This window comes from Alteromonas sp. BZK5 (genome assembly GCF_014349115.1).
Classification (GTDB): Bacteria; Pseudomonadota; Gammaproteobacteria; order Enterobacterales; family Alteromonadaceae; genus Alteromonas; species Alteromonas macleodii.
The window spans coordinates 39,951-64,869 of sequence record NZ_JACSOE010000021.1 but is presented as its reverse complement, the minus strand read 5'-3'; the positions used below and the strand labels follow the sequence as shown (position 1 = coordinate 64,869).

Here is a 24,919-nt window from a genome sequence, read left to right as displayed (position 1 = left end):
TGATCTGATCACCAAACGTCATGAATGTTCCTATCTTTTTTATCTTATTGATATCGCAATATTATTTGTGGGGATACCTCAGGGTCAGAGTACATTAATTGGGGGGTCAGAGTACATTTCCCCCTAATGCCTTCCGGTAAAAAGGAGATCGTTATGAGGTTACTAATAAGGCTTGTTAGTTTAGCCGTGGCTGCGTACTCGTGTTATAGCGGAGCTATAACCGGTGAATGGAAAGCATCTATCGCTATTATTTCGCTATGTGCGTTGGTGTTCCTAATTACATTTATTTCCAAGACTCGCGGCGGTACGTCGGGCTCTCAAAGCGATGGCGCCTCAGCGATATACACGCCAAGCAGTAACTCAAGCTCATCTTGTAGCAGTGATGGCGGTGGTGGAGATTGCTAAAACCCAATGGGGGTCAGAGTACTTTTTTCAGTATTTAAAGTACTCTGACCCCATTATTTTATTTGAGGTTGCGAAGGCCTTGGGTGAGGAGTCGGTCTAGTGCGTTGGCGAAGTTTTGTTTGTCACGTTGGGAGAAGGCTTTTGGTCCGCCTGTGTGTTCGCCGCTTGAGCGCATAGTTTCCATGAAATCCCGCATGCCCAGTATCTGCTTAATAGACGACTTATCGTATTCTTCACCACGATTATTTAATGCTAGCGCATTTTTTGCCAGTACATCAGCGGCCAATGGAATGTCATTAGTAATCACCAAGTCACCCGCTTCACACTTCTCTACTATGTAATCGTCAGCAGCATCGAAGCCTGACGGTACTTGCGTTAGGGTTATGTGCTTGTCTGGTGGAACAGACATGGAATGGTTAGCCACCAAAGACAAAGGCAGCTTGGTACGTCTGGCTGCCTTAAAAAGAATGTCTTTGATCACTGCAGGGCACGCGTCGGCGTCAACCCATATATGCATGGTCGTATCTCGTAACTGTATCTAATTACGCTAGCATACCACCATCTACTACCACTGTCGTGCCGGTCGTGTAGGTTGAAGCGTCTGATACTAAATACAATACCGTGCCCGCCATTTCATCTGGGTCAGCGACACGACCTAGTGGAATAACTTTAAGTGCGTGCTTCAAGATTTGCTCGTTAGTTGTTAACGCTGACGCAAATTTAGTATCGGTTAAGCCTGGCAATAATGCGTTTACGCGAATGTTCAAGCTACCGCACTCTTTTGCAAATGACTTAGTCATGCTGATAACCGCAGCTTTCGTTATAGAATAAATCCCCTGCATGTCGCCCGGTGTTACACCGTTTACCGATGCCGTGTTGAGAATGACGCCACCACCCTGCTCTTTCATCATTTTGCCAGCTTCAATCGACATGAAGAAGTAGCCACGAATATTGACGTCTACAGTTTTATTGTAGGCGCCAAGGTCAGTATCTAAAATATGCCCAAAGTAAGGATTGGCTGCCGCGTTGTTTACTAGAATATCCAGTTTTCCAAAATCGCGTTTAATGACGTTAAATGCTTCTGTAATTTGCTCCATTTCACCTACATGACACGCTAGCGCTGTCGCCTTACCACCTGCGTCACGAATTGAAGAAGCAACGGCTTCACAGCCGTCAATTTTGCGGCTTGATACAATCACATGCGCGCCATACTGGGCAAGCAAACGGGCAATGGATTCACCGATACCGCGACTTGCACCTGTAACCAGTGCCACTTTTCCTGTTAAATCAAAAAGGTTCTTCATTGTCATATCCTTAATTCTTGCTGATAAAGTGCTTTGTGCTTAATTTCTCTTATTAACGCTTGTTGCGGTGCCTGCTCTAGGCCAACATACCACCGTCGAGTACTACTGACTGACCCGTCATGAATGACGACTCATCACTACACAACCAAGCAATGGCGTTAGCAATCTCTTCTGGTTTACCCAAACGCTTCATTGGATTGGCGCCAATAAGCCCTTTTTGGCCTCTTTCATCCAATTTTGATAAAACGCCTTGCACCATAGGGGTATCTACAAAGCTTGGACAAACAGCGTTTATGCGTATGTTCGCCCTTGCGTATTCCACTGCCGCCGATTTAGTAAGCCCCACTACCCCATGTTTTGAAGCGCTGTAAGCACTAATCATAGGCGCAGACCGCAATCCAGCTACAGAGGCAATATTGATGATGTGACCACCGCCTGTCGTCGTCATATGCTTAAGGGCGTTTTTCATGCAATACCACACGCCAGCTAAGTTGACCTGAATATTCTTCATAAACATGGCGTCATCGACTTCAGTTAGCGGAGCTGGAAAATGGTCGATACCCGCGTTATTAATAATTACGTCAATCTTGTCGTTATGAGAAAGCGCCGTGTCGAACATCGCTTTGACCTGAGCCGGTTCGGTAACATCCACTGACACCGCATAGGCTTTGCCACCTGCAGCAACAATTTCTTCAGCCAATGTTTTGGCATTACCTTCGTTTAAGTCGGCAATACCGACTGTCGCACCACGTGCACTCAATACGCGAGCCGATGCAGCGCCGATCCCCGAGCCTCCACCAGTAATAAGAATATGTTTACCTTCAACATTTGCAGCTACATTCATTAGCTGTACTCCAATTTAGTGAACAAGCGCAACGCCGTTAATTTTGGTCACTGCGCATGCTTCTTGATTTGAACGATTAAAAATAACTCGCTTTTACGTTGTTACACGTCGCCTCGCGTGAAGAAAGCACCTCAATATCGCGACTGACTAGCGGTAACTCCCAATTCAAGAAGTATTCAGCTGCTGCTAACTTACCTTCGTAAAAGTCAACGTCTTGCTCGCCAGCACCGTTAGCGAGTGTTTGTTCGGCAACATTTGCCTGGCGTAGCCAAATCCAGCTCACCACACAACTTGAAAAGATATTTAAAAAGCAGCTCGCGTTAGTTAGTAAAACAGGCTGTTTATCAGAGCGCAGGTCGGCCGCAGCTTGTTGTATTAAACCGCCAAGCTGGTCTAAGTATGGTTTTAATTTTGCAGCTAGCGCCTGTGCTCTTGGCGTTTCTGCGCGCTTCATATCGCTTGTTACACGAGAAAGCAGCACCTGAAGACCTTTGCCGTCGTGCTGCCATAACTTTCTTCCAAGCAGATCTAACGCCTGAATACCATTCGTGCCCTCGTGAATTGGGTTTAAGCGGTTATCTCGCCAGCACTGCTCAACAGGATATTCACGGGTATAGCCCGCACCACCTAGAATTTGAATTGCCAAATCGTTGGCTTTAGGGCCAAACTCTGAAGGCCATGCTTTGAACACGGGTGTTAAAAGATCTAAAAGCTGAGAAAGTTCGGTACGTTTTTCGCTGTCAGTTTCCGTTTCCATCTCATCGATGAGCATGCTGCCGTACAAGCAGAGGGACATACCGCCTTCACAGTAGGCCTTTTGCGCTAGCAACATACGTCGCACGTCACCGTGATTGATAATAGGTGTAGGCTCGTCTTCTGGCGCAAGATTAGGCGCAGCGCGACCTTGGGTACGATCTTTTGCGTATTCTAGTGAGTAACGGTACCCGCGATACCCTATCATGGCAGCACCATAGCCCACGCCAATGCGTGCTTCGTTCATCATCATGAACATGTAGCGCAAACCCTGGTGCGGCTCGCCAATCAGGTAGCCGTGGCAGTCACCATTTTCGCCAAAAGTTAGTGCGGTTGAAGTTGTACCTCGGTAGCCCATTTTATGGATAAGACCAGCAAGGGTTACATCGTTGCGCACATCTGGATTGCCTTCAGCGTCGAGACGGTATTTAGGTACAGCAAATAAGGAAATGCCTTTTACACCAGCTGGACCACCTGGAATTTTCGCCAACACCAAATGTACGATGTTGTCAGAAAGCTCATGCTCACCACCTGATATATAAATCTTGCTGCCTTTGATTCGGTACGTACCATCATCTTGCGGCCTTGCTGATGTACGAATATCAGCAAGTGACGAACCGGCATGGGGCTCGGTAAGCGCCATGGTGCCAGTAAAGTCACCCGCTAGCATTTTTGATAGAAACGCACTTTTGATATCTTCGGAGGCAAAGTGTTTAATGACATTGGCGGCAGCCGCAGTTAAAAAAGGGTAAGCGGTTGACGATGGGTTTGCCGCTAAAAAATAGCCCGCGCAGGCATTCATCACGGTAACAGGAAGCTGCATGCCGCCATCTTCAAAATCGAAGTGACCCGCGATAAAGCCCGATTCTCTATAAGTATCGAAGGCCACTTTTACGTCGTCAATCATAGAGACTTTAGTGCCATCGAATGTAGGCTCGTTTTTATCAGCAACGGCATTATGAGGAAGAAATAACTCTTCTGCCATCTTCTCGGCCATATCAATAACAGCGTTGAAGGTTTCTACATTGTGCTCTTCGAAGCGAGCTTTTTCACATAAGGCTGCGGTGTTTAATACTTCGTACAGCTGAAATTGCATTTCACGGCGGGGAATAAGTTGATCGGCCATGGTGTCCTGTCCTCTACGAAAACTTGTTAACACATTGTGTCATATTCGTTATCGTGCCATTATTGTCATTAATGACACAATAATGGTCAATCACGCCAACAATCACTGAGTTTTATCTTATTTTATAACTCGAATTATTTTTATGAATGACACGAAATTCACCGTTACCGTACTCGGCTTTAACCAAGCCTTGGCATCTGCCATTACAGGAGCCCTCGATGTATTTGCTTTCGCAGGTATTAGTTGGCAGCGAATACACAACTTACCAACCAACCCTCAGTTTAAAGTACAGTTGGCCAGTCACCATGGGCAGCCTATTCTTTGCTCGAATCAAGTTGTTCTACAGCCCAATATCGCCATCGAAGAAGTCTCACACACTGATGTCTTATTAATTCCCACCATTGGTGGCGATATTGATGAAGTGCTAGAAAGCACAGCGCCTCTGCTGGTACACATAAGGCGTCTGCAGAAAATGGGGGCCGACATTGCCGCCAATTGCACCGGTACTTTCCTTTTGGCCCAATCTGAATTATTGGATAATAAAATTGCCACTACACATTGGGGATATGCAGATAAATTTAAGGCCATGTACCCTACCGTAAACTTACAACCCGAGAAAATGGTTACTGAAGACGATACGGTGTTTTGTGCAGGCGGCGGCATGGCGTGGATTGATTTATCTATCTTGTTGATAGAACGCTACTGTGGTCATCAGATTGCGAGCGATACGGCAAAATCCCACGTTTTGGATGTGTCCAGAACAAGCCAAACTATTTATGCCAGCAGTCGTCAGCGACGATTTCACTCAGACAAGGACATTAAAGCGGTACAGTCTTTTCTGGAAAAGAACGTACAAAATAAATGCACGCTTAACGAATTAGCACTACGGCATAATATGACCGAACGCACACTTATACGCCGATTTAAAAACGCGTGTGATATTACACCAGGTCAGTATTTACAGTCGCTGCGCATTGAGCACGCGAGAAAGCTCTTAGAAACCTCCAGTATGCCGTTAGAGAGCGTGATTAGCGCTGTAGGCTATGAAGACCTTAGCTCTTTTACTCGACTATTTAAAAAAACGACTGGTTTATCACCTTCTCAATACAGAGCGAAATTCAAGCGAGGCTAATTTGATTTAGATGGTTAGTAGACTACTTGCACCAAAAAATATCTCTCTATCAAGTTTGATGTTCCATGCCTGTGCACACAGGCTTTTTAGTTATATTCAATCTAACTAATATTGTGCATTTTCGATGAAAAACGCCTTGGTTTGCACAAATTTGAAGTTTTTATGTAAAAGTTTGTGTAAAATGCAGCGCCAAGCATAGATTGTTATTTTTTGTGCTAAAAACACTACAAAAGTATAAATTTAAAATCATCTTGGTGGAAACATGAGAACACACAAAATCGCCACACTAGCGTTAGCCGTTAGTGCTGCGTTCAGCTCTTCAGTTCTTGCACAAGAGGCCGCGACGACAGAAAAAAAAGAAGCCTCACTTGAACAGATTACCGTTACTGCGCAAAAGCGTACTCAGTCAATTCAGGAAGTTCCAATCTCAATCTCTACGCTTAGCGGCGAGCAGTTTGAAAGCCTTTTCTCAGGCGGTGGTGACATTCTTGAGCTTGCTACACGTGTACCTGGTTTGTATGCAGAATCATCTAATGGTCGTGTTGCTCCGCGTTTCTACATTCGCGGTCTTGGAAACACCGACTTCGACTTAGCAGCATCTCAGCCTGTTGCAATCATGATGGATGGCGTTGTAAAAGAAAACGTAATCCTAAAAAGCTTCCCTCTTTTCGACGTATCACAAGTTGAAGTACTTCGTGGCCCACAAGGCACGCTTTTCGGTCGTAACACCACAGCGGGTATTGTGAAATTCGATTCGAACAAGCCAACTCAAGACTTCGAAGCATTCACTGAAGTAAGCGTAGGTAACTTAGGTACGTTTAACGCTGAAGCTGCAATTAGCGGCGGGCTTACTGATGAATTATCAGGTCGTTTCTCTGTACTTTCTCAAAACAGAGATAACTGGATTGATAATGGTTTCACTGGCGAATCTGACGCACTAGGAGAGTACGAAGAACTAGCTTGGAGAGGCCAGCTTTTGTGGGAGCCAACTAGCTTCGACATGACTGCCCTACTTTCTGTTCACGGCCGAGATCTTGACGGTACGTCTACTATTTTTAGAGGCAACGCACTTACTACTGGCTCTAACGAGTTCAATCAAAACTACAACCGCGATAAAGTGTATTACGATGGTGGTGCTGGAAATCGTCAAAAATATACGAACGAAGGCCTTTCATTAACACTAGATTTCTTCTTAAGCGGTGGAATGACGCTAACGTCAATTACGTCTTACGAGCAAGCTGACGGAAGCAGTCGTGGTGACATCGATGGTGGTGCTATTGTTCCTCAAGGAACCGCCGTGCCTGACGGTATCACCTCTGTTAACTACCTTGCAGATACAGACTTTGATGGTGTTGGTGATACGCCAGTAACATCGTTCCCTGGTTTTATTCCATTCGGCTCTGATACCACTGACTTCCTTGATGACCTTCAGCAGGTTACGCAAGAGATTCGACTCGCAAGCAGTGATAAAGGCGACTTTACTTGGCAAACAGGTATTTTCTTGTTTGAATCTGAGTTCGACGTAACTACAAACCCAGGTTTCACCATCGCTACAGTTACTCACGAGAGTTCACTGTGGGCGGTATTCGGCCAAGCTGAATACAAGTTTAACGACGAGACTACGCTTGTAGCTGGTATCCGTTATACTGACGACGAGAAGAAGCTTTTTGACACTAACGGCACTGCGTCTGTACCGTTTGACCCAATCACGGTTGACGACCAACGCATTAGCGGTGATTTAAGCCTTAACCACAAACTGAACAGTGAAGTAAGCGTTTATGCTCGCTACGCGCACGGTTTCCGTGGCCCTTCAATTCAAGGCCGAGATGCAGCATTTGGCTCAGCACCATCTGTAGCTGAATCAGAGGTTATGGACTCTTTTGAAATTGGCTTTAAAGCCGATTTACTTGACGACACCCTACGCTTCAACGGTGCAGTTTACTATTACAGCATCGATGACATGCAATTTACTGCAATTGGTGGTGCTGACAATCTAACTCAGCTTATCAATGCTGATAGAGGCACTGGCAAAGGTTTTGAGTTTGACGTTAAGTGGCTTGCAACAGATAACATTTTGTTAACTGCTGGCTATAGCTTCAACGATACTGAAATAGATGATCCTAACTTGTTAGTAGCGCCTTGTGGTTCTGGTCAATGCACTGTGACTGATGAGCTTGTTGATGGTTTTGCTGCTGTCGATGGAAACCCATTCCCTCAAGCGCCAGAGCAAACTTTTGTATTTACAGCAAGGTATTCAATCCCAATGGGCGATTCAGGTGAGTTCTTCGCATTTACTGATTGGGCTTGGCAAGGTGAAACAAACATCTTCCTATACGACGCTGTTGAGTTCCAAACAGACGGTCAGTTTGAAGGTGGCCTTCGTTTAGGTTATGAAAACTTTGATCACGAATACACTGTGGCTTTGTTTGGTCGAAACATCACTGATGAGGAAAACCTTCGAGGAGCAATCGATTTTAACAACTTGACTGCGATCGATAACCAACCTCGCGTATTCGGTATCGAATTTAGAAAGAGCTTTTACTAAATTTTTATTGAGTTACTAATAAAACGTATTACATAACACAAAGCGGTAGCTGTATTTCAGCTACCGCTTTTTTTATCTGTTACGCCGCCATATGAATATCAGACGTAGGCATTTGTACTAGCTGCTGTAATTTTCTGCACACTTCCACCCAACGGGCAACTTTCTGGTAGTAGACCTGCTCAATTAACTGCCCTTTTTCATTAAACAAAAAGCTCGCTAATTTCCCCTTATTACCCGGCATATAAAAGTGATGCACGGTAAATTGATGAGACAAAGGGGCATTTACCACCTTTTGATACATACAGAAAGGCAGTGCATTTGCACGCTCATCGCCACCAGTTAAGCGACTACGGCGCTGAAACGTATCTGAACCTAAATCAGCCATTATGCCATGTTTTAAAATAAGCTGGTCGACCGCTTTAATACCTGTTTGCATAACTATCTCCTAAATGTTGCGCTAATCAGCGAACCAAGATGTGACTCAAAATAAACCATACTGATATTTATACAGTATATGGTTATTTGTTTAAAATGCAAACAAAAAAGCCGCTTATTCAAGCGGCTCCTGTTTAGTCGTTGTCAAAAAGCTTAATTGAGGGCTGATTCTAGGAATGCCCACTGGTCAGCATACCCCTCTATTTGCATCCATGTAGGTGTGCCTGCACCGTGTCCCGCTCGGGTTTCCACGCGAAGCAGGATTGGGTTATCACAGCTTTGGTCAGCCTGTAGTTGGGCTGCAAATTTATAGCTGTGCCACGGCACAACACGGTCATCGTGATCACCTGTAGTAACTAATGTAGCTGGGTAGCACGTGCCCGGCTTAGTGTTGTGAAGTGGCGAATAAGCATAAAGCGCTTCAAATTCGTCTTTGTTTTCACTTAACCCATAATCAGAGGACCATGCTCGCGCATTTGCACTAGGTGTGTGATAGCGAAGCATATCTAACACGCCAACTGCAGGTAAGGCTGCTGAGAAAAGATCTGGGCGCTGAGTCAAGGTCGCACCAACAAGCAAACCGCCATTCGAGCCACCTTGAATACCCATTTTATCCGGCGTGGTGTAGCCACTTTCAACCAAATACTCGCCCGCTGCGATAAAGTCATCAAATACGTTTTGCTTATCTAACTTAGTCCCAGCCTTGTGCCACTGTTGCCCATACTCACCACCACCACGTAAGTTAGCTATGGCCAGTACATTGCCCTGCTCTACCCATACCATGCGCGATACTGAATAGCGGGGCAGCAGTGAAATATTAAAACCACCATACCCGTACAGTAATGTTTTATTATTTCCATCTAGCTTCAAGCCTTTTTTATGCACAATAAACATGGGAACTTTTGTTCCATCTTTACTGGTGTAAAAAATTTGCTTTGTTTCGTAGTCATCATAATTAACACCGGTATCGATGGATTTAAATAATGATGACTCGCCGCTTTTTACGTCATACGCAAATACTTGGCCAGGGTTAGTGAACCCCGTAAGTTTATAGAACGTTGTATCGGCATTTTTGCTTCCGTAAAACCCGCTAACACTTCCAATATCATTAAACGCAATTTCATCTATTTTCTTGCCGTTTAAATCAAATACACTTACCTGCCCTTTTACATCTTTTAGATACTGAGCAAAAAGTTTTTCACCCAATAGTGAAACGCTCGACAAGGTATCAGATGTACTTTCAATTACGGTTTCCGTTGCTTTAACGCCACCATCGAAATCAACCTTAATAACCTTACCTGTAGGGGCATTTGCTGTAGATGTGAAAAATAACTCGTCGTCATGCTCGCCAATTAGGTCGTAACGGCCATCCCATTTGTCGAAAACCGAAACGAGCTCACTGTCATCATTTTCCAGCGATTTAGCATAAACACCATTCGCCTGATATCCCTCGAACACAGAAATGAGCAGTGTTTTGCCATCTTGAACAACCGAAGGATAAGGGTTCCATGTAGGTTTATTATCAAACGCGAAAACCTTTTTGTCTTCACTTTGCGCTGTACCTATTGCGTGAAAATAGATAGATACGGTTTGGCTATCATCATACTTACCAGCTTCATTTTGGGGGTAACGTGAATAGAAAAAGCCGCTTTCATCTGGCAACCACGCGATATTTGAAAACTTAATGCCTTTAATAGTGTCAGTTAAATCCGACTTCTTACTGGTGTCACGAACGTGAATAGTTTTCCAGTCAGTACCACCGTCAGAAAGCATGTAGGCCAAGAACGAGGCTTTGGGGCTTAGTTCAGTTGACGCCATAGACACTGTGCCATCTTCACTCAATGTATTTGGGTCAATCAGTACTTCAGGCTCACCGTTAACGCCGTCAGCCATATAAAGCACATATTGGTTTTGCAAGCCGTCGTTATAAGAATAAAACAGCTTGCCGTTTACCATATATGGCGTTGAGTATTTTTCGTAGTCCCACAGCGCTGTTAGACGTTCTTTGTATCTTTCTCTAGAGGGCAATTCAGCCAGGTAAGGACGAGCAAGGGTGTTTTGAGACTCAACCCAAGCACTTACCTCATCGCTCTTTTCTTCTTCTAGCCAGCGGTATGGGTCGCTCACTACAGTGCCATGATAGTTGTCTTGCTGAGTCACAGTTTTGGTTTCTGGATAGTCGGACACTTTTGGCATGCCGCCACTTTGTGATTCACCTTGCACTGAACTAGTTGATTCGGTATACGAGCTTGTACACGCCAAGGTTAAACCTGCTGATGCCGCTACTATGGCAGCGTATATTAGATTTTTCTTCATTTTTATTCCTTAAACGAAAAATGCCGGTTTCAACCGGCATTTTCTATTTAGCTTTCTGTCGTAACTTGCGTATGTTTTCGACCTTTAAACACGCTTTTAAGGTCATTTAAAATAAGGTACAGCGCTGGGACAAGCAGCAAGGTGATCACCGTGGCGAACAAAATACCGAAGGCCAATGAAATAGCCATTGGGATCACAACTTGAGCCTGTAAACTGCGCTCAAAAACAATTGGCATAAGCCCCATAAACGTTGTTAGTGAGGTGAGGATAATTGCTCTGAAACGCTGAGTACCTGCGCTAATAGCAGCATCCATTAGCGACATGCCTTCTTTGCGCGCACGGTTAACAAAATCCACCATGATCAAGCTGTCGTTAACTACAACCCCAGACAACGCAATTATGCCGCAGATAGAAAGTACGCTTACCGCCATACCTAATACCAAATGCCCCACAATGGCGCCTACGATACCAAAAGGTATAACCGACATAATAATAAACGGCTGGCTGTACGATTTAAGTGGAATAGCAAGCAAGGTATAAATGGCAAAGAGTGCAAATAAAAGCCCCTGCATTAGGCTGATCATAGCGTCAGCCTGCTCTTTCGAGTTACCTTGAAGCTGGAAGTCCACCTTGGGATACCGCGCTAATAGATCCGGCATCAGATTTTCAATCACATCATTGGTTACTTCTGACGGGTCAAGCAACGCTTTATCCACTGCACCAGTTACGGTTACCGAGCGTTTACCATCGACACGAATAATTGAATCAAAGCCCTGACCAACTGTAAATGTAGCCACCTGCTCAAATGGAATTTCTTGCCCATTTGGCGCGCGGATACGCATGTTTTCAAGATGCTCTATAGAGCTACGTTCCGTTTTCGGATAACGCACCATCACTTTGATTTCTTCATCGTCACGCTGGATACGCTGTACTTCCGCACCATAGAAACCAAAGCGAACCTGCTGACCTAAATCACGCAAAGAAATACCTAGCGCATCAGCCTGAGGTTTCAGCGCGAGTTGAATTTCTTCGCTTCCGCCTGAGAAGGTGTCGTTAATGTCGGTAACACCTTCGTATTTATCCAACGCTTCTTTAAGTTCATCACTTATCGAACGAAGGGCCTTAATATCGCTTGAGCTAAATTCAAAGCTCAGGTCTGAACCACCACCAGGGCCCCCCGGAGAGCTAATATTAAACGACTTAACACCTGGGATTTCTGGTAACTCTTGACGCCACATGTCTTGAATTTCAAAGTCTGTCAGCGTACGCGTTTCACCTTTGGTAAGCTCTGCGAAAATCTCTCCCCCAAGGTTGCCGTTATCAAAGGCAATGGCGTGCTTTATAACGTTTTCACCCGACTCTTCAGCTACTTTGTCGTCCATGCGGTGCATGGCCTCGCGAAGCGTAGTCAGTACATTATCACGCTGTTCAAGCGATGAGCCTGGCTCAAGCTCGAAACTTGCAATCATAAAATCGCTAGGAATATTCGGGAAAAACACGAAACGTACAATACCACCACCGAACAGGCCTACTGTGAGGATCAGCATAGCCATAAACACAGCAACCGTGGTGTAGCGATTTCGCACAGCTGTAGCCAAAAATGGCGCGTATTTATTGTTTATAAACGTCTTAATACCTTCGCTGAAGAAATCTCGGAACTTTTGAAATCTGTTCGCCTTTTCAGGATCGTATGGCTTAAGCTTCATGTGCACCAAGTGAGCCGGCAATATTAGTTTGGACTCAATGAGCGAGAAAATAAGGCACACGATAACCACCATACCGATGGTTTTCCAAATAATTCCAAACGGCCCAGATACCATCAGCATGGGCGAGAATGCTGCAATGGTTGTCAACACGCCAAATGTCGCTGGCATAGCGACCTTTTTGACGCCCGCTATCACGTTTTCAGCGCTATGGCCTTTTTTGTCTATTTCAGAATACGCAGATTCCCCCATGATAATGGCGTCGTCAACCACAATACCCAGCACAAGAATAAACGCGAACAGGCTAAGCATGTTGATAGACACACCAACCATATCTAGCGGCATAACTAACAAGGTGCCAAGAAAACAAACCGGCAAGCCCACAATGACCCAAAACGCGAGCTTAATTTTTAAAAACAAAGAAAGTACCAAGAAAACCAGAAGCGCGCCGAAGAACATGTTTTCCAGCATCATGTTAAGTCGGTCAGCTAAGTAGAACGAACTGTCGCCCCACGTATCAGCTGTTATATGCGCCGGAAATTCCGATTTCTGACTCTCAATATAGGTATTAACTTGCTCAGAGATTTCTAATGCGTTTTGATCACCTACCGCACGCACTCGCAAACTAACAGCGGGTTTATCGTCGAATAGCGCATATTGGTTATTTTCAATAAAACCATCGTTGATATACGCCACATCACCTAATGTCACACGCGTGCCGTTACTGTTTGTTACTAAAACAATCTGCGAGAAATCCCAGCCCGTATAGGCTTGCCCTTTCGTTCTAAGCAGAATATCGCCATTTTCAGTGCGAATTGAGCCGCCGGGTAAGTCGACGCTGGTTTGACTTAAACGAGCTACGACATCGGCGAATGTAAGGTTGTATTTTTGCAAATCAACTTCCGAAAGCTCAACGGAAATCTCATAATCCCTTGCCCCAACAACTTGAACACTTGAAATACCAGGTAGGTTAGCAATGTCGTCGCGCAAATCTTTGGCAAACTCTTTTAGCTCCCGTTCAGACGCGTCACCGTAAACCGAGAGCCAAATTACGTCTTGTTGTATTTTTTGACGGTAAATAACGGGCTTTTCAGTGTCTGCGGGGAAGCTCGGAATAGCGTCAACTTGTACTTTTACTTCATCAAGTAAAGATTGAACATCATAGTCTTCTTCCACCTGAATACTTACCGTACCCATACCTTCAACGGCTGTGGAATTAAGCTGCTTAATACCCTCTAAGTCTTTAATTGACTCTTCAATTTTAAGCAGTACGCCCTCTTCTACTTCCTGAGGTGCGGCCCCCAAATACGGTACGCGAACATTAATAACGTCTATCTCGAAATTGGGAAATACTTGCTTCTGAATACTGAAGGCACCAAATAATCCGCCAACTACAAGCAACCACATCAGAAGGTTTGCAGCTACGCTGTTACGCGCGAACCAGGCAATAAGCCCTTTATTGGTATCAATACGGCTCATTCGCTATCACCTTCGGTGGACGTGCTCTCTACTTTATCGTTATCTTCGCTAGCATCCGATTCAGCGGCATCAGATAGCACTGGCTCATCACCTGGTAGACGAACCTTCATGCCATTATACGGGTTTGGTACGGCACTTCTCACTACCAGGCTTCCATGCTCAATACCAGAACGAATAAACACTTCTTTAGCGGTTGTACGCGCAACCTCAACAGGCTTTATTTCAATCTCACGATTGTCGTTAACAGTCAGTACGGTATTGTCTAAACGTAAAATGCTACGAGGCAACACCACCAATTCTTCATTCTGACGAGACGTGATTTCTGCTTCTACAAACTGACCAAAACGAAGGGGGGCATTATGTGAAGATTTCAGATTGTAAGGATCTTGTACTTCTACAATGGCATATACTACTCGGCTGCCCGTATCTAAGATACCTTCTGAACGCACCAGTTTACCTTCCCAAGTACGTTTCACACCGCCCACAGAGGCCGTTAACGAAACCGGAGCGCCGTCATTGGACTGTCCGGCAATATTGATAAACATTAAGTCGCTGTCAGTAATAGGCAGCCTGACTTCTGCAGTATCGGTGGAGTAAACGGTACCAAGTACTGCGCCCATCGATACAAACTGACCCAGGTCAATATTACGTTCAACCACAATGCCATTATAAGGGGCTGTAATTTGCGTTCTTGCCAAGTTGCGTTTTGCGCGCTCTAGTTTGGCTTCTGCAGCTTTAACGTTTGCTTGTTCTTTTGCCAGTTGCGGCTTACGTAAACCCAACTCAGGCGGTGCAACGCTACTTACCGATCGCCATTCTTGCTCTGCTACTTTGCCGCGAGCTATTTCTTCTTGAAGCGCTGCTTGCGCTTGAGCTAATTCAGCCTCTGCAAGCTTAAGATCCGTGCGATAATCATCTTGTTCAAGTGTTGCCAGCACATCCCCTTTTTTGAACGTACCGCCAGCTATAAATACATCAGACAAACTCACTACTTGGCCACTGACCTGCGCACTTAACGCAGTTTTATTTCGCGGAACAACGTTACCCTGAGATTTTACGATAAAGCTCACGGCCTCTGCTGTTGCTTCTTTCGCTTCAACCAAAAAAGCAGGAATTTCCACGGGTACTTGCTCTGGTGGCTTACGTGATTTGATCATGACTGTCGCGGCGATAAACGCGACCAAAACTATGATTAGTGGAATGCCACTTTTCATCAAGATGGAGTTTTTCATTTACTATCCCTAGGAACGAAGGAAATCCACGCGAGTGAAACGGACGCAACGATGTATTGCACTTTCACATACCACCTGATAACCCACGAAAATCTATTATTATTGTTTCAACACTAGTGTACTGATTTGTGGTTATTGTGCCCACTTAAGATTGTTAAATTTTGTGTCTGTTAATTGTTTTTAAAATACACATAAAAATCAGCCGCCCTAATATAAAAAATTATCAAAAGAATACAAAGTAAGATTGATAATTATCAGATTTTCGTTGATTATTTAATCACTCATTGGTTATGAGTTAACCGGCGGTTGTTATTTGAGCTTAGTCTTTAATGCGAAGTAGCCTCGGGAATGATTTCGCTACGTTGAAGGGAAAACACATTATGAGTCTTAAGAAACAATACCTTAAATCAAAACCTCTGTGCAAAGTGACATTTCGACTAAATGCGGAAGCGGCGCAAGACGCCAAAGAAGCAGCGTTGTGTGGTGACTTTACTGACTGGAAATCACAGCCACTAACGATGAAGAAACTGAAAAGTGGAGACTTTACGTTAACGGTGGATTTAGAGAAGGATCACGAGTACCAGTTTCGCTATCTCATTGATGGTGAAAAATGGGAAAACGATTGGGAAGCAGATGCTTATATTCCCTCACCTGTGAGCATAGAAGACAACTCAGTGGTGCGCGTTTAAATTATTGTTCCATTAAAAAACATACCCGTAACTACTCTAGGTATTTTATAACGATTCCCTACAAAAAAGGCTGCGTATACGCAGCCTTTATCTTCATTTTGCTAAACCTTAAAATTCGATTTACAACGAATTTTCCAGCTCTGGAAGTACATCAAACAAGTCGCCTACTAACCCGTAGTCTGCAACCTGGAAAATTGGCGCTTCCTCATCTTTGTTGATAGCAACAATGACTTTAGAGTCTTTCATACCTGCAAGGTGTTGAATAGCGCCCGAGATACCTACCGCGATATAAAGCTGAGGCGCAACAATTTTACCTGTTTGACCTACCTGCATATCATTCGGAACGAACCCAGCATCTACTGCGGCGCGTGATGCACCAATAGCAGCACCTAGCTTGTCAGCAATGCCCTCAAGAAGCTTGAAGTTGTCACCGTTTTGCATACCACGGCCACCTGAAATTACCACTTCTGCTGCAGTTAATTCAGGTCGCTCAGACTCAGTCAGCTCTGCCGATACGAAATCAGACTTCTCGCTCCCCTTAACAACGTCTAAAGACGTAACTTCTGCGCTGCCGTCTGTTGTTGCAACATCAAATGATGCAGCTCGTACAGTAATCACCTTTTTCGCGTCAGATGATTGTACGGTAGCAATAGCGTTACCTGCGTAAATTGGGCGTACAAACGTGTCTTCACTCTCTACACCAATGATGTCAGAGATTTGCGCTACGTCTAATAAAGCCGCTACGCGAGGCATGAAGTTCTTACCTGTAGTGGTTGCAGCAGCAACAATGTGGCTGTAGTCAGCAGCAAGTTCTACAACTAGATCAGCCGTATTCTCAGCAAGCTGATGCTTGTAAGCAGCATTGTCAGCAACAAGTACTTTTGCAACACCGTCAATTTGCGCCGCAGCTTCAGCTACTGCTTGGCAACCTTCACCTGCGACTAGCACGTGAATATCGCCACCCATTTTCTGCGCGGCATTCACAAGCTTATGCGTTTCAGTCTTTAAGCTTGCATTATCGTGTTCTGCATATACGAGTACGCTCATGAGATCACCTTTGCTTCATTTTTTAACTTGTCTACCAACTCAGCAACATCTGCCACTTTAATGCCACCCTCGCGCTGAGGCGGAGGCGTCACTTTTAGCACCTTAACGTTTGAGTCAAGTGAAACACCAAAATCCGCAGCCGCTTTAACGTCTAACGGTTTGCGTTTTGCTTTCATGATATTAGGAAGCGATGCATAACGCGGCTCGTTCAAGCGAAGATCTGTGGTTACTACAGCTGGAAGCGAAAGTGCAACAGTTTGAAGACCGCCGTCAATTTCACGGGTTACATTTACTTTTTCGCCGTCAACAACGACTTCTGACGCAAAAGTCCCCTGCGGCATACCAGTAAGTGCTGCAAGCATCTGTCCCGTTTGGTTATTATCAGAGTCGATACTCTGCTTACCAAGAATAACAAGCTGTGGTTGCTCTTCTTCAACTACTTTAGATAACAGCTTCGCCACTTGAAGTGAATCAAGATTTTGGTCGGTATCGATTTGAATACCACGGTCAGCACCTAGGGCTAGTGCTGTACGTATTTGTTCTTGGCAGCTCTTATCACCAATTGAAACAACAACGATTTCAGTGGCCACACCTTTTTCTTTTAATCGAACGGCTTCTTCAACAGCAATTTCGCAAAAAGGGTTAATGGCCATTTTTGCGTTGGTAAGATCTACGCCAGACTCATCGGCCTTCACTCTTACCTTAACGTTGTAGTCGATCGCGCGTTTGACCGGTACGAGTATTTTCATATTTACCTCAATTGTTGAGTTCGTCGGTGTCTATTACGTTTCATTAATAATTAACTATTAATAATTAAAAACGTATTACTTCACCACGCTTTTTGAAACTTTAACAATGTGCTCTACGTTAAAAAAGAATCCGTGGAACGTACGTTTTTTAAAGGCTAGCCTTAAAACGCCGTTAACACCACGTTTACCAGCAGTTATAATACACTGCCAGTTAACGTTAACGTAAACTGCTTTGCAATGTACTTACTGTTGACGTAAACGTCAACCTGCATTACCTTGCAAAACGACAATTAATTTACATGTTTTTGACACAAAGCATTATTTGTTTCATCAATAGTGCATTATAAAAATACAAACATAAGGAGCCTCCCGTGGAACGAGAATCGATGGAGTTTGACGTAGTCATCGTCGGTGCCGGCCCAGCTGGATTATCAACGGCTTGTAAGCTTATGCAGCTTGCAAATGAAAAAGACCAAGAGCTAATGGTTTGTGTGGTCGAAAAAGGCTCCGAGGTAGGTGCACACATTCTTTCTGGTGCCGTGTTTGAGCCGCGCTCACTAAACGAACTTTTCCCTGATTGGAAAGAAAAAGGTGCACCTCTCAATACACCAGTAACTGAAGACCACATTTACCTACTTAATGATGAGACTTCAGCGAAAAAGTTACCTAACGCTATTACTCCGAAAACCATGCACAACGATGGCAACTATATTGTGTCTATGGGTAATGTGTGTCGCTGGTTGGCAGAACAAGCTGAACAACTAGGTGTTGAAGTATTCCCTGGCTTTGCGGCCTCTGAAGTCATTTACAATGAAGATGGCAGTGTTGGCGGTGTACTTACCGGCGACATGGGCGTGGGTGAAAACGGCGAACCTAAAGACGGCTACATGCCAGGTATGGAACTACGCGCTAAATACACAGTGTTTGCAGAAGGCTGTCGCGGTCACTTAGGAAAAGAGCTCATTTCGCACTTTAAGCTGGACGAAGACAGTTCACCGCAACATTATGCTATTGGCTTTAAAGAGATTTGGGATATAGACCCATCCAAGCACCAGCCAGGGCTTGTGGTTCACAGTGCAGGCTGGCCACTTGACGATGCAACAGGCGGTAGCTATTTATACCACGCTGAAGATAACCAAGTGTTCGTTGGCCTAATCGTAGACCTAAACTACGACAATCCATACCTAAGCCCGTTTGATGAATTTCAACGTTTAAAGCACCACCCCGTATTTAAACAGTACCTTGAAGGCGGTAAACGTGTCTCTTATGGCGCAAGAGCTATCGCTAAAGGAGGGTTTAACTCGTTGCCTAAAATGACCTTCCCAGGTGGTTTACTCGTCGGCTGTGAAGCCGGAACGCTAAACTTTGCCAAAATTAAAGGTAATCACACGGCCATGAAGTCGGGCATGCTTGCAGCAGAGAGTATTTTTGAAGCCATTTCAGAAAATGCTGAGGCACCTGTAAAAGAGTTAATAAGCTTTACAGAGAAATTTAAATCATCGTGGCTATACGACGAATTGTTCCGCTCTCGTAACTTTGGCCCCGCTATCCACAAACTCGGAAATTTCTGGGGTGGCGCATTTAACACGCTAGAGCAAAATATCTTTAATGGTAATTTGTTTTTCACCATGAAAGACGAACATAAAGACTACGCACAGCTTAAAGAAGCGAAAGATGCAAAAGAGATTTCATATCCTAAGCCAGATGGCGTGTTAAGCTTTGATAAATTGTCTTCTGTATTTTTATCTAATACAAATCACGAAGAAGACCAGCCTTGCCACTTAAAATTAAAAGATCCGTCTATTCCTTTGCAGGTTAATTTACCTAAATTTGCAGAGCCAGCACAGCGCTACTGCCCTGCTGGTGTATATGAAGTAATTGAAGAGGAAGGTGAAAAACGGTTCCAAATTAATGCACAAAACTGTGTTCACTGTAAAACCTGCGACATAAAAGACCCAAGTCAAAATATTAAATGGGTAGTTCCGGAAGGTGCCGGCGGACCAAATTACCCGAACATGTAATTTAAAGTATTAATTTGCTATTTAACGGATATTTTTAAAAAGCGAGCTTGGCTCGCTTTTTTTTTGTGCTACTTTTATTTATTATCCAATAGAAATTAAGTACAACGTATTAAGGTTAATTAATGAGCGATTTTTTAGATATTTTAACCCATGGAAGACGTTTACAAGGTGCTGTTAAGGAATTAAGCATTGAAGAACTTGAACAAGTTCAAGAAAAACTTAGCGGTATAATTGAGAAAAGAAAAGAAAAATTAGTAGAACAAGAAAAGCTTGAGAAAGAAAAATTAGAGAAGCTCGCTGCTATTAAAAAGCAAATGGAAGAAGCGGGTTTAAATGTTGAAGATCTACAGGCATTAAATGTAGAAACAAACAAAAAGGTTGGCAAAAAACGTCCGGTTAAATACAAGCTTGTTGATAGCAAGGGTGAAGAACACCTTTGGACAGGTATAGGACGCATGCCTCGCGTTTATAAAGAAGCGCTAGATAGCGGTAAGTCACTCGACGATTACGCTATTAATTAATTGAAATTGTGAATTAAACAAGGCCTGTTTTTACAGGCCTTATTTTGTTTGAACAGCATGTTCAGAAACGGATAAGTATATTGTGAAGTTGAACTACAAACTTTCGGAATGCGCTTCTACCTCTCCCTGGCTGATTCTCATTCATGGACTATTTGGAAATGCCGATAATTTAGCCGGCATTAAGCGCCACTTTGAGTCTAATTACAACGTGATCAGCATTGATCTGCCTGACCACGGTGAATCCCCATGGACATCTTCATTTTCTGTCGACGATGCTGCAAATGGGGTGTTCGAGATTATGCAATCGCTTAATATTAGAGAAGGCGCGGTTTTAGGCCACTCATTAGGCGGCAAAGTAGCCATGAGATTAGCCTTAAACCACGGCGACGTTGTTTCTCACCTCATTGTCGCCGATATTGCACCAGTATCTTACGACCATAGCCACCAAACCGTATTTGATGGACTCAAGGCCGTTCCTTTAGATGCAATTCAAAGTAGAAAAGATGCTGAAAAAGAAATGGCTAAACATGTGAAAGAGCCAGGCGTTCGACAATTCTTATTGAAGAGCCTATATCAAGATGAAAATGGCGATTGGAAATGGCGTTTTAATGTCAATGGATTAATTGCCAGTTATTCACACATTATTGATTGGGAACAAACAAATCAAACATTTGATGGCGTAACATTATTCATCAAGGGCAGTGAGTCTGATTATATTACGCCAGCCTATCGCGATGAAATAACGCGTTATTTTCCTATGGCTAAAGCACATGTAATAGAAGGTACTGGCCACTGGTTACATGCAGAAAAGCCAGCGGTCTTTAACGCCGTTGTAGAAAGAACGCTCAATAAATCGTCTTAAAGAAGGGTTTTCATCATCATTTAAGATGAGAATGACTATTATTACCTATTTTTGAACGTTTTAGGCTCTTACAGGCGTATATACTGTGATATAGTTGCGCCAGATTTTTTTAAGTAACAACACTATGCTTGCAGAAAATTACGAACTCATTGAGTCCATCATGCTGTATGGCGGCTTATCTATCCTTTTTGGGTTGATGGGTTTTGCTGTACACGATGTACTGCGTAAGAACGATGTGCCACTTATTGGACGAGTGGTAACGTACGGTGTGCTAGGTTTAGGCGCATTAGGGTTTCTTGCGAAGGGCATTATTGAATGGTTTTGGCTAAGCACAGGCGTTTAATTAGTAACGATTAATAGAGGTTAGATATGGCAAGCGTTGGCCTATTTTTCGGAAGTGACACGGGTAATACCGAACATGTTGCGAAAATGATCCAGAAGGAATTGGGTAAACAGCTAATTGATGTTAAAGACATTGCCAAGAGCAGTAAAGAAGACATCGCTGAATTTGATTTGCTTATCTTTGGTATCCCTACGTGGTACTACGGTGAAGCGCAATGCGATTGGGATGATTTCTTTCCTGAACTAGAGCAAATTGACTTCAACGACAAGCTAGTTGCTATTTTTGGTTGTGGAGACCAGGAAGACTATGCAGAGTACTTCCTAGACGCGATGGGCATGGTACGTGACATCGTTGAAGCCAAAGGTGCGATTTTAGTAGGTCAATGGTCAACTGAAGGCTACGACTTTGAAGCGTCTAAAGGCATGGCTGACGACAATCACTTTGTTGGCTTGGGTATTGACGAAGACCGTCAACCAGAACTAACTGACTCGCGCGTTAAAGCGTGGTGCAAGCAAATTCACGATGAACTTTGCTTGGCAGAACTTGCTTAAGCACTGCTGCGAAAAAGAATACAAAAAACCGCTCTGATGAGCGGTTTTTTTTGATAATTAATTAGCTGCGCCTGCTGTCAGTTACGCTAATTCAGCGATTACAGGTGAAACCGCTCTACTGCTTTTCTCAAGCTCTCAGTTTGCGCATCCAACAACATTGTCGACTCGTTCGACTGGCGCGTGCTTTGCGCACTGGAGTCGGCTAAAGCAACTATGCGGTTCAAACTTTTCGCAACATCACCAAGTAAAACATCTTGTTGTTCGGTATCAGCCACAATGTGTTCATTAATATCGCTTAACCGCTCAATGATTTCTCTAATACTCTCTACTTGTTGAGATACTTGCTGGGTAATTTCCACCCCTTCTTGCGCTTGTTCGCGCCCTGCATTAATAGCTTTTACTGCCTGCGCAGCATCTTTTTGTAAGTTCCCAATCATCTGTTCAATTTCTTCCGTAGAGTCATGGGTGCGGTTAGCTAGCGTTCGCACTTCATCCGCAACAACCGCAAAGCCTCTACCTTGTTCACCAGCTCTTGCAGCTTCAATGGCTGCATTCAATGCTAACAAGTTGGTTTGCTCTGCAATCGTTTTAATCACGTCTAAGATACTGCCAATATTGCGAGAGTTGTCGTCCAAACGATTAATGATCTGCGCCGAAGACTCCGCCTGTTTGGCTTGATTACCCACCTGCTGACTGCTTTTTTGTACCAATTGACCAATATCTGTACTTTGCTTTGTTATATCGCGTAGGGCGTCCATTGCTTCATTAATTTGGGCGAGGTTGCTGCGGCTTTTTTCCTGTACATGTTTTGTATTCGTAGACGTTACCGTTACTTGCTCACGTTGCTTGTCTACCTCAGATAAGCTCTTATTACCCAGCTCTACGCTTTCTTTTGTAATGTCTATAAGGCGTTTTTCTTGCTCTAATATATTGCCCACTAGCTCTCGTAAACTATCGGTTAGGCTGTTCACTTTTGCGGAAAGGGCAGAAAACTCGTCATTGCCCTCTTGAGGCAATTTGGTGCTTAAATCCCCTTTACTTAGCTGACTTAAGCCTTTATTGATACGGCCAAGGGGCTTGGAAATACTACGGGTTACAATAACCGCTAAAAATATTGCAGCAACCAAGCCCAGTGCCGCGACAATGATATTGCGCACAAGGTTGGCCTGAACAGATTCAAGAATGGCGTTCTGCCCATCAAGAGATTGCTTCTGGACAGCGTCAAACAAAGTATTAATGTCGGCAAGTGCGGTTTCTAACGCTTCTTTTGCTTCCTTCTGAGCTTTCGCCGCTTTGTCTACTTCAGAAAGTTTTTGTCGCTGCAAAGCAATTAATCCATTTGTGCCGTTTACCGCTTCCATCAGTAAATCATACTGTTCGTTAAAAGAAGCTATCGTACCGCCATCATCTACCCCTGTGGCCAAACGATTTACATAGTCTTTATCTACCTGCAAATTACTCAATTGGTATTCTAAATCTTCAATAATACTCGCACTTTGCGTAGCGTTATCGGTTTCAGCCAGTTCAATGAATGAATCATTCATTGTGAGCAATTTGTTGTCTATTGCAGTACCCGCACCAATTAGCGTTTCAATACTGGGGTTATTTCCCTCTAAATAGGAAAGATCTAGCATTAACGCACTAGCCTCATCGGCCGTCATTAAGACTTTTTCAAGCTGTGCAGCAAGCGCCTTCTCGATATTCATTCGCTCGTTGATAGCGGTATACATGTCGTTACTACTATTAACGTAGGCTAGACTAACGTCGACAGCGTTACTGGCTACCGCGTTGTTTGGCATAAGTGAGTTTAAACGAGACAAGTCGTCAGAGAATGCGGAAGATAAAGTATCAAACGTCTCTTTGTTTGCGACCAGCTCTTCTCTATTTTCGACATGATATCCGTTGGCAGTAATCACTGATAAAGAGAGGATCTCAGTCTTTACTTTTACCATGCTGGTCTGAACTGGCATCTTTTGCTCTACAACGTCTTGTGCAGAATCTTTTATTCCGCTAAGACCAAAATAGGAAAGAATACTGGTAAGTAATAATAAGCAGCCGAATAAGCCAAAGCCTAACGTGATTTTATTTATAATTGTTAACTGCATGGGCACTTCCACCAAAAAAACATGCCAAAAAATAAAAAGGGTTGTATCGCCTTTTTAAGTTTAGTTTAACAGGATGTTAATTCAATGCATCAAAAGTTTTATTTATTTTGCACATTTGTTAGATAAATCTTGCACTTACAATCTGGTCAGGCCAGACACCATGCGGGCTGTATCGAAGTAACAATTTTTATCGCACCAGTGCAATGGATAAATTTTCAGCGAGAAAACAAAGTTTCCACGGTTTTGCTTTTAAATTGTTTCAACTTACCTATAATAACCACCAAATACTTTTTCACTCGTTCTTAGTAGGCTGAAATGGATCAAAATAAAGAATTGAAAAAAGCAGGGCTAAAAGTCACTCTGCCTCGCCTTAAAATTTTACAAATTCTGCAAGAGCCAGAAAACCAACACATCAGCGCTGAAGACGTTTACAAAATCCTTATCGAACAGGGTGAAGAAATTGGTCTTGCTACCGTGTACCGCGTGTTAAACCAATTTGATGATGCAGGCATTCTTAATCGCCACCATTTCGAAGGTGGAAAATCTGTATTTGAAATCAGTCACAAAGATCACCACGACCACCTTGTGTGTTTGAAGTGTGGCAAGGTCATTGAGTTTGAAGATGACATTATCGAAGAACGCCAAGAGATGATTGCAAAGCAACACAAGATGAAGCTAACGCATCACAGCCTTTACTTATACGGTGAGTGTACAGACGGTAACTGCGACAACTTACCTGAATAAGTAACAGTTTTAT

21 protein-coding genes are annotated in these 24,919 nt (G+C 43.8%); 10 read left to right on the top strand and 11 right to left on the bottom strand.

Going from position 1 to position 24,919, the window contains the following annotated elements; translation table 11 throughout:
* Window positions 1–153: 153 nt before the first annotated feature.
* Window positions 154–405, top strand: a complete 252-nt coding sequence (locus tag BIZ39_RS08545) for a hypothetical protein (RefSeq protein ID WP_156086493.1) — start codon at window positions 154–156, stop codon at window positions 403–405.
* Between the two features lie 58 nt (window positions 406–463).
* Here the strand turns inward: BIZ39_RS08545 and BIZ39_RS08540 are convergent, their stop codons facing one another.
* The 4 genes from BIZ39_RS08540 to BIZ39_RS08525 all read right to left on the bottom strand — a co-directional run bounded on the left by BIZ39_RS08540 (window position 464) and on the right by BIZ39_RS08525 (window position 4,432).
* Window positions 464–922 carry a YaiI/YqxD family protein gene (locus tag BIZ39_RS08540; RefSeq protein ID WP_014949724.1) on the bottom strand — a complete coding sequence of 153 codons (459 nt, stop codon included), beginning with the start codon at window positions 920–922 and terminating at the stop codon, window positions 464–466.
* Window positions 923–947: 25 nt separating this feature from the next.
* Window positions 948–1,709 carry an SDR family oxidoreductase gene (locus BIZ39_RS08535; RefSeq protein WP_014949725.1) on the bottom strand — a complete coding sequence of 254 codons (762 nt, stop codon included), beginning with the start codon at window positions 1,707–1,709 and terminating at the stop codon, window positions 948–950.
* Window positions 1,710–1,785: 76 nt separating this feature from the next.
* Window positions 1,786–2,553, bottom strand: a complete 768-nt coding sequence (locus tag BIZ39_RS08530; protein WP_039236240.1) for an SDR family NAD(P)-dependent oxidoreductase — start codon at window positions 2,551–2,553, stop codon at window positions 1,786–1,788.
* A gap of 76 nt (window positions 2,554–2,629) precedes the next feature.
* Window positions 2,630–4,432: an acyl-CoA dehydrogenase gene (locus BIZ39_RS08525; protein ID WP_187446809.1), complete on the bottom strand. Its 1,803-nt coding sequence runs from the start codon at window positions 4,430–4,432 to the stop codon at window positions 2,630–2,632.
* Window positions 4,433–4,574: 142 nt separating this feature from the next.
* Here BIZ39_RS08525 and BIZ39_RS08520 point away from each other — a divergent pair, with 142 nt between their 5' ends.
* Complete coding sequence (locus BIZ39_RS08520) at window positions 4,575–5,564, top strand: GlxA family transcriptional regulator (RefSeq protein WP_187446808.1); 990 nt, start codon at window positions 4,575–4,577, stop codon at window positions 5,562–5,564.
* A 262-nt stretch (window positions 5,565–5,826) separates the two neighbouring features.
* Window positions 5,827–8,109: a TonB-dependent receptor gene (locus BIZ39_RS08515; protein ID WP_187446807.1), complete on the top strand. Its 2,283-nt coding sequence runs from the start codon at window positions 5,827–5,829 to the stop codon at window positions 8,107–8,109.
* 79 nt (window positions 8,110–8,188) lie between these two features.
* On the opposite strand, the gene BIZ39_RS08510 is transcribed toward BIZ39_RS08515, so the two are convergent.
* The 4 genes from BIZ39_RS08510 to BIZ39_RS08495 all read right to left on the bottom strand — a co-directional run bounded on the left by BIZ39_RS08510 (window position 8,189) and on the right by BIZ39_RS08495 (window position 15,274).
* Window positions 8,189–8,545, bottom strand: coding sequence for a hypothetical protein (locus BIZ39_RS08510; RefSeq protein WP_187446806.1), 357 nt, complete (start codon window positions 8,543–8,545; stop codon window positions 8,189–8,191).
* Window positions 8,546–8,697: 152 nt separating this feature from the next.
* Complete coding sequence (locus BIZ39_RS08505) at window positions 8,698–10,860, bottom strand: prolyl oligopeptidase family serine peptidase (RefSeq protein WP_187446805.1); 2,163 nt, start codon at window positions 10,858–10,860, stop codon at window positions 8,698–8,700.
* A 47-nt stretch (window positions 10,861–10,907) separates the two neighbouring features.
* The gene (locus BIZ39_RS08500; protein WP_039225505.1) at window positions 10,908–14,042 is read right to left on the bottom strand and encodes an efflux RND transporter permease subunit; all 3,135 of its coding nucleotides are present in this window, start codon (window positions 14,040–14,042) and stop codon (window positions 10,908–10,910) included.
* Window positions 14,039–15,274 carry an efflux RND transporter periplasmic adaptor subunit gene (locus BIZ39_RS08495; protein WP_049587287.1) on the bottom strand — a complete coding sequence of 412 codons (1,236 nt, stop codon included), beginning with the start codon at window positions 15,272–15,274 and terminating at the stop codon, window positions 14,039–14,041. Before BIZ39_RS08495 ends, BIZ39_RS08500 begins: the two co-directional genes overlap by 4 nt.
* Window positions 15,275–15,654: 380 nt before the next feature.
* Between BIZ39_RS08495 and BIZ39_RS08490 the strand changes: the two genes are divergently transcribed.
* Entirely contained in the window at window positions 15,655–15,963 is a 309-nt protein-coding gene (locus tag BIZ39_RS08490; RefSeq protein ID WP_014949733.1) for an isoamylase early set domain-containing protein, read from the top strand.
* A gap of 120 nt (window positions 15,964–16,083) precedes the next feature.
* Here BIZ39_RS08490 and BIZ39_RS08485 read toward each other — a convergent pair whose 3' ends face one another.
* Window positions 16,084–17,010 carry an electron transfer flavoprotein subunit alpha/FixB family protein gene (locus BIZ39_RS08485; RefSeq protein WP_187446804.1) on the bottom strand — a complete coding sequence of 309 codons (927 nt, stop codon included), beginning with the start codon at window positions 17,008–17,010 and terminating at the stop codon, window positions 16,084–16,086.
* The gene (locus tag BIZ39_RS08480; RefSeq protein ID WP_014949735.1) at window positions 17,007–17,759 is read right to left on the bottom strand and encodes an electron transfer flavoprotein subunit beta/FixA family protein; all 753 of its coding nucleotides are present in this window, start codon (window positions 17,757–17,759) and stop codon (window positions 17,007–17,009) included. Before BIZ39_RS08480 ends, BIZ39_RS08485 begins: the two co-directional genes overlap by 4 nt.
* Window positions 17,760–18,130: 371 nt before the next feature.
* Between BIZ39_RS08480 and BIZ39_RS08475 the strand changes: the two genes are divergently transcribed.
* The 5 genes from BIZ39_RS08475 (at window position 18,131) to fldA (ending at window position 22,057) form a co-directional block, all read left to right on the top strand.
* A complete protein-coding gene (locus BIZ39_RS08475; protein ID WP_187446803.1) occupies window positions 18,131–19,780 on the top strand; it encodes an electron transfer flavoprotein-ubiquinone oxidoreductase in 1,650 nt (549 codons plus the stop codon).
* 122 nt (window positions 19,781–19,902) lie between these two features.
* A complete protein-coding gene (locus BIZ39_RS08470; RefSeq protein ID WP_014949737.1) occupies window positions 19,903–20,301 on the top strand; it encodes an H-NS family nucleoid-associated regulatory protein in 399 nt (132 codons plus the stop codon).
* 82 nt (window positions 20,302–20,383) lie between these two features.
* Window positions 20,384–21,163, top strand: coding sequence for an alpha/beta fold hydrolase (locus tag BIZ39_RS08465; RefSeq protein WP_187446802.1), 780 nt, complete (start codon window positions 20,384–20,386; stop codon window positions 21,161–21,163).
* A gap of 124 nt (window positions 21,164–21,287) precedes the next feature.
* Window positions 21,288–21,506, top strand: coding sequence for a DUF2788 domain-containing protein (locus tag BIZ39_RS08460; RefSeq protein WP_012519093.1), 219 nt, complete (start codon window positions 21,288–21,290; stop codon window positions 21,504–21,506).
* Window positions 21,507–21,532: 26 nt separating this feature from the next.
* Window positions 21,533–22,057, top strand: coding sequence for a flavodoxin FldA (gene fldA, locus BIZ39_RS08455; RefSeq protein WP_014949739.1), 525 nt, complete (start codon window positions 21,533–21,535; stop codon window positions 22,055–22,057).
* A gap of 98 nt (window positions 22,058–22,155) precedes the next feature.
* On the opposite strand, the gene BIZ39_RS08450 is transcribed toward fldA, so the two are convergent.
* Complete coding sequence (locus BIZ39_RS08450) at window positions 22,156–24,162, bottom strand: methyl-accepting chemotaxis protein (protein ID WP_014949740.1); 2,007 nt, start codon at window positions 24,160–24,162, stop codon at window positions 22,156–22,158.
* Window positions 24,163–24,477: 315 nt separating this feature from the next.
* On the opposite strand from BIZ39_RS08450, the gene fur reads away from it, so the two are divergent.
* Window positions 24,478–24,906 (top strand): ferric iron uptake transcriptional regulator, encoded by a 429-nt coding sequence (fur, locus tag BIZ39_RS08445; RefSeq protein ID WP_014949741.1) that lies wholly within the window; start codon window positions 24,478–24,480, stop codon window positions 24,904–24,906.
* The last annotated feature ends 13 nt before the right edge of the window (window positions 24,907–24,919 follow it).

Excerpts from the sequence above, each read along its gene's own strand:
- BIZ39_RS08545 (WP_156086493.1), top strand. The coding sequence starts at position 154 with ATGAGGTTACTAATAAGGCTTGTTAGTTTAGCCGTGGCTGCGTACTCG.
- BIZ39_RS08540 (WP_014949724.1), bottom strand. The coding sequence starts at position 922 with ATGCATATATGGGTTGACGCCGACGCGTGCCCTGCAGTGATCAAAGAC.
- BIZ39_RS08535 (WP_014949725.1), bottom strand. The coding sequence starts at position 1,709 with ATGAAGAACCTTTTTGATTTAACAGGAAAAGTGGCACTGGTTACAGGT.
- BIZ39_RS08530 (WP_039236240.1), bottom strand. The coding sequence starts at position 2,553 with ATGAATGTAGCTGCAAATGTTGAAGGTAAACATATTCTTATTACTGGT.
- BIZ39_RS08525 (WP_187446809.1), bottom strand. The coding sequence starts at position 4,432 with ATGGCCGATCAACTTATTCCCCGCCGTGAAATGCAATTTCAGCTGTAC.
- BIZ39_RS08520 (WP_187446808.1), top strand. The coding sequence starts at position 4,575 with ATGAATGACACGAAATTCACCGTTACCGTACTCGGCTTTAACCAAGCC.
- BIZ39_RS08515 (WP_187446807.1), top strand. The coding sequence starts at position 5,827 with ATGAGAACACACAAAATCGCCACACTAGCGTTAGCCGTTAGTGCTGCG.
- BIZ39_RS08510 (WP_187446806.1), bottom strand. The coding sequence starts at position 8,545 with ATGCAAACAGGTATTAAAGCGGTCGACCAGCTTATTTTAAAACATGGC.
- BIZ39_RS08505 (WP_187446805.1), bottom strand. The coding sequence starts at position 10,860 with ATGAAGAAAAATCTAATATACGCTGCCATAGTAGCGGCATCAGCAGGT.
- BIZ39_RS08500 (WP_039225505.1), bottom strand. The coding sequence starts at position 14,042 with ATGAGCCGTATTGATACCAATAAAGGGCTTATTGCCTGGTTCGCGCGT.
- BIZ39_RS08495 (WP_049587287.1), bottom strand. The coding sequence starts at position 15,274 with ATGAAAAACTCCATCTTGATGAAAAGTGGCATTCCACTAATCATAGTT.
- BIZ39_RS08490 (WP_014949733.1), top strand. The coding sequence starts at position 15,655 with ATGAGTCTTAAGAAACAATACCTTAAATCAAAACCTCTGTGCAAAGTG.
- BIZ39_RS08485 (WP_187446804.1), bottom strand. The coding sequence starts at position 17,010 with ATGAGCGTACTCGTATATGCAGAACACGATAATGCAAGCTTAAAGACT.
- BIZ39_RS08480 (WP_014949735.1), bottom strand. The coding sequence starts at position 17,759 with ATGAAAATACTCGTACCGGTCAAACGCGCGATCGACTACAACGTTAAG.
- BIZ39_RS08470 (WP_014949737.1), top strand. The coding sequence starts at position 19,903 with ATGAGCGATTTTTTAGATATTTTAACCCATGGAAGACGTTTACAAGGT.
- BIZ39_RS08460 (WP_012519093.1), top strand. The coding sequence starts at position 21,288 with ATGCTTGCAGAAAATTACGAACTCATTGAGTCCATCATGCTGTATGGC.
- fldA (WP_014949739.1), top strand. The coding sequence starts at position 21,533 with ATGGCAAGCGTTGGCCTATTTTTCGGAAGTGACACGGGTAATACCGAA.
- BIZ39_RS08450 (WP_014949740.1), bottom strand. The coding sequence starts at position 24,162 with ATGCAGTTAACAATTATAAATAAAATCACGTTAGGCTTTGGCTTATTC.
- fur (WP_014949741.1), top strand. The coding sequence starts at position 24,478 with ATGGATCAAAATAAAGAATTGAAAAAAGCAGGGCTAAAAGTCACTCTG.